This is a genomic window from Microcystis sp. T1-4, assembly GCF_000297435.1.
GTDB lineage: Bacteria > Cyanobacteriota > Cyanobacteriia > Cyanobacteriales > Microcystaceae > Microcystis.
Genome location: NZ_CAIP01000218.1, coordinates 1 through 4,140, shown reverse-complemented (window position 1 = coordinate 4,140; position 4,140 = coordinate 1). Strand labels below are relative to the sequence as shown.

Below are 4,140 nucleotides of genomic sequence, written 5' to 3'. Positions count from 1 at the left end.
AATCAAGTCAGGATAAGGGTTGGATTGCTTACTGCAAAAATTGTTAAGAAAGATCCCTATAAGGGATAGCTTGATAAGGGGGGAAGCCGAAGGCGGGGGGATCACATCGCCGTGTACCAGTTGAGAAAGTGCATAATTTTCGGTAAATCTTCTGGTTGGGCAGGTTCAATCAGATAATGAACATGATTAGACATGATACACAAAGCATAAAGCTTAAACTTGTGCTTATCTAAAGCCTTGTTGATAGCATAAAGAAATACCTCCCGGCATTCCCGCTTGGATAGTTTGAACTCTCGGTTATTGCAGCCTGTGGTGACGTGGTAGGAATAACCAGCTTGAAGATTTCGAGGTTTTCTGGGCATATTCTTAGGCGAAATTTGAAATTTATGATAGTCGCTAAAACTACAAAACTGCTAATGGAGACCATCAATAATGCAAAGTATTCACGCATTAAAACAACTCTATGAGCTTGATGACTCTCAATGGCTAGGAGAAACCATTAGCTTGCTTAGAAATCATCAATTTCAACAGCTAGGCTTAGAACATTTAATCGAGGAATTAGAGGATTTGGGCAAAGAAAAGAAAAATGCGGTAGCCAGTCTTTTAGAACAGGTTATCCGCCATTTATTATTACTACAATACTGGACAAAAGAAACAGAATATAATACAATTAATTGGCAGGAAGAAATTTATAACTTCCGTACTCAATTAAAGCGAGAGATGACGACCAATCTCCGCAACTATTTAGAGGAAATCCCTAGATGATAGCAACTACAACAATTTCTCCTCAATTAACCATTCCACGCCTAGAAAATGGGGATAAGCTTACTCGTCGTGAATTTGAGCGTAGATATAATGCTATGCCAAATCTGAAAAAGGCAGAACTGATTGAAGGAATTGTTTATATTATGGCTTCTCCTCTCAGAATTAAGAACCATGGTGAACCCCATGCTGATATTATAGGTTGGCTAAGTGTCTATAAAGCCTTTACTCCCAATCTGCAATTAGGCGATAATTGTACGGTACGTCTTGATACTGACAATGAACCTCAACCCGATGCACTATTAAGAATTAAAAATGGTGGACAATCAACGATTAGTGAGGATGGTTATGTCGAAGGTGCGCCAGAGTTAATCGTTGAAATTGCAGCGAGTACCGTCTCCCTTGACTTACATCAAAAACTCAATGTTTATCGCCGTAACCAAGTGCAAGAATATCTAGTCTGGCGAGTTGAAGATGGAGAATTTGATTGGTTTAGATTAACAAATGAAGAATATATTAAACTTGAACCGAACTCAGAAGGGATAATTTGTTCCCAGATCTTCCCTGGATTATGGTTAGATAGGGATGCTTTACTAGCCGGTGATTTAGCCAAGGTTTTAGAGGTTTTGCAATTAGGAATAGCTACGCTCAAACATCAATCTAGTTAGAGTAATCTAAATTCAACAAAATCAAGACGGAGATAATCAATTATGCTAGGTGTTCATCAATTAAAACAACTCTACGAGCTTGATGACTCTCAATGGCTAGGAGAAACCATTAGCTTGCTTAGAAATCATCAATTTCAACAGCTAGACTTAGAACATTTAATCGAGGAATTAGAGGATTTGGGCAAAGAAAAGAAAAATGCGGTAGCCAGTCTTTTAGAACAGGTTATCCGCCATTTATTATTACTGCAATACTGGACAAAAGAAACAGAATATAATACAATTAATTGGCAGGAAGAAATCTATAATTTTCGGACTCAATTAAGGCGAAAAATGACGGCTAATCTCCGTAATTATTTAGAAGAAGAATTAAACTATATTTATGAAGATGCGTTAGGTTTCGTCAAAATCAAAACAGCGAATACTGTGATTTTTCCCTCTCAATGTCCTTACTCACTAGAACAATTACTGGATCGCGATTGGTTGCCATAAAAATTAATTAAACAACAAAAAGAGATGAAGAAATTATGTTAATCACAAAACCCCGCTTTCAAACCTTTGCCGAATATCTACAATATGAGGATAATTCAGAGGAATCTTATGAATTATTTAACGGAGAATTGGTAGAAATGCCACCAGAATCAGGACTTAACTTTCAAATTGCTAATCGTCTTTTTCTAGTCTTTGCTTTGATGCTAGGAACAGATAGAGTCAGAGGACATGGTTTAGAATTAGAAGTGAGAGGCGAACCGAAAAACCGTTATCCTGACCTAACCATTATTCGAGAAGAACATATTCAATTACTCTCCCAGAGAAATACGATTCTTCTTTCCATGGCACCCCCCTTATTAGTCATTGAAGTGGTTAGTCCGGGGGAAATCCAAAGAGAGAGAGATTACATCGCCAAAAGAAGCCAATATCAAGCTTGTGGGATTCCTGAATACTGGATAGTTGATCCTCAAACTCAAACTATTTTAGTCTTAGAATTAAGAGGAAATGCTTACACACAGGTTGGTAATTTTAGCAATGATGACCTAGTAAAATCTCCCAGATTCAAAGAATTAAACTTAAAGGTTTGTGATGTATTTAATTATTAATTTTATCGGTTAACCCAAGAATTAAAAAAAGATGAACGTCTTAACTATTCCGGGATTAAAAGAACTACAAAAACAAACCAAAGGCGCAGCAGAAATAACCGTCGCCATTCTCGATGGTGTAGTTGATACCGACCATCCCTGCTTTAATGGGGCAGACCTAACCCGTTTACCCACCCTCGTCCAGCATCAAGCCACCGCCGGGCAAATGTCCACCCACGGAACCCATATTGCCAGCCTCATCTTTGCACAACCCCACAGCGACATCCAAGGTATTGCCCCCCAGTGTCGAGGCCTACTCGTACCCGTCTTCTCCGAGGATAACCGTAAACTCTCCCAACTCGATTTAGCGAGGGCGATTGAACAAGCCGCCGAAAATGGGGCAAAAGTGATTAATATTAGCGGCGGGGCCCTCACTGATATGGGAGAAGCCGAAGACTGGCTAATTCGTGCCGTCGAGATGTGTAACGAGAGAAATATTCTTCTCGTTGCCGCTGCTGGCAATGATGGCTGTGAATGCCTCCAAGTTCCAGCAGCCCTTCCCGCCGTCCTCGCGGTGGGTGCGGTTGATGCTAGAGGGCATCCCCTCGACTTTAGTAATTGGGGGGAAACCTACCAAAGCCAAGGCATCCTTGCTCCTGGAGAAAACATCTTAGGGGCAAAACCAGGGGGCGGGACTGTGCAACTGAGTGGGACCAGCTTCGCCGCGCCCATTGTGGCCGGAGTAGCCGCCTTATTACTCAGCTTGCAGGTGCAGCGGGGAGAAACCCCCAATCCTCACGCTGTCCGGGAGGCAATACTAAAAAGCGCCCTCCCCTGCCAATATGCAGACAGTGAAAATGAACCAAAATGTTTAGCCGGATTGTTGAACATTTCTGGGGCAATTAAACAACTAACAGGAGAAACCATGTCCGAATCTGTGGAAACCCAAGCAACAGTAGAAGCATCGGGCTGTGGCTGCGGTGGTACGCCCGAAACCCCTGAGGCTGAACGCCAAAAACTCGAACTGAGTGCCGCAACCAGCGCACCGGTAATCCCCGTCGCCCCAATTCCCAACCCTGTCATCACCTCTCAAGGAGTACCCATGCCCGAAACTACCAATAAACCCGTCACCCCTAGCCAAGCTGCTGAACCTGCTGGTGGCATCGTCTATGCCATTGGCACCTTGGGCTATGACTTCGGCTCCGAAGCCCGTCGGGACACATTTAAACAACTGATGCCGACAGCGGTAATTGGTGGTATTGAAGTTCCCTCTAATCCCTACGATGCCCGTCAGATGGTGGATTACCTGGCTGACAACCTCTCGGAGGCTAAATCCTTAATTTGGACCCTGAACCTGGAACTTACGCCAATTTACGCCATTGAACCCCTTGGCTCTTTTTCCCGCGAAGTTTATGCCGCTTTACAGGAACTTCTTTCGGGACAAGTACAAGCAGAAGACAGCCCCGAATATATCGAGCGTGTCAGTATTCCGGGACGGATTACTGGGCGGACAGTACGCCTGTTCTCAGGACAAGTTGTTCCCGTCATTGAACCGGATAGCCCCCGGGGAATTTATGGTTGGCACATCAATACTTTAGTCAGTGCGGCAATCGAAGCCGTTGGTGCAGAACAAACAG

General features: G+C 43.1%; 5 protein-coding genes and 1 pseudogene. 5 read left to right on the top strand and 1 reads right to left on the bottom strand.

All coding sequences use genetic code 11. From position 1 onward, the window contains the following. Positions 1 to 101: 101 nt before the first annotated feature. Positions 102 to 362 carry a transposase gene (locus MICAI_RS13695; RefSeq protein ID WP_008202993.1) on the bottom strand — a complete coding sequence of 87 codons (261 nt, stop codon included), beginning with the start codon at positions 360 to 362 and terminating at the stop codon, positions 102 to 104. A 70-nt stretch (positions 363 to 432) separates the two neighbouring features. Here MICAI_RS13695 and MICAI_RS13690 point away from each other — a divergent pair. The 5 genes and pseudogenes from MICAI_RS13690 to MICAI_RS13670 all read left to right on the top strand — a co-directional run. Next, a pseudogene (locus MICAI_RS13690) lies at positions 433 to 753 on the top strand (DUF29 domain-containing protein); the annotation flags it as partial. A gap of 8 nt (positions 754 to 761) precedes the next feature. After that, on the top strand, positions 762 to 1,430 hold the full coding sequence (locus MICAI_RS13685; protein ID WP_008202989.1) for a Uma2 family endonuclease: 669 nt from the start codon (positions 762 to 764) through the stop codon (positions 1,428 to 1,430). A 42-nt stretch (positions 1,431 to 1,472) separates the two neighbouring features. Next, positions 1,473 to 1,919: a DUF29 domain-containing protein gene (locus MICAI_RS13680; protein ID WP_002802545.1), complete on the top strand. Its 447-nt coding sequence runs from the start codon at positions 1,473 to 1,475 to the stop codon at positions 1,917 to 1,919. A 35-nt stretch (positions 1,920 to 1,954) separates the two neighbouring features. Further along, positions 1,955 to 2,524 carry a Uma2 family endonuclease gene (locus MICAI_RS13675; protein WP_008202985.1) on the top strand — a complete coding sequence of 190 codons (570 nt, stop codon included), beginning with the start codon at positions 1,955 to 1,957 and terminating at the stop codon, positions 2,522 to 2,524. Positions 2,525 to 2,555: 31 nt separating this feature from the next. Continuing rightward, positions 2,556 to 4,140, top strand: a 1,585-nt coding sequence (locus MICAI_RS13670) for a PatA/PatG family cyanobactin maturation protease (protein ID WP_039900168.1), incomplete at its 3' end; no start/stop codon positions are given.

Excerpts from the sequence above, each read along its gene's own strand:
- MICAI_RS13695 (WP_008202993.1), bottom strand. The coding sequence starts at position 362 with ATGCCCAGAAAACCTCGAAATCTTCAAGCTGGTTATTCCTACCACGTC.
- MICAI_RS13685 (WP_008202989.1), top strand. The coding sequence starts at position 762 with ATGATAGCAACTACAACAATTTCTCCTCAATTAACCATTCCACGCCTA.
- MICAI_RS13680 (WP_002802545.1), top strand. The coding sequence starts at position 1,473 with ATGCTAGGTGTTCATCAATTAAAACAACTCTACGAGCTTGATGACTCT.
- MICAI_RS13675 (WP_008202985.1), top strand. The coding sequence starts at position 1,955 with ATGTTAATCACAAAACCCCGCTTTCAAACCTTTGCCGAATATCTACAA.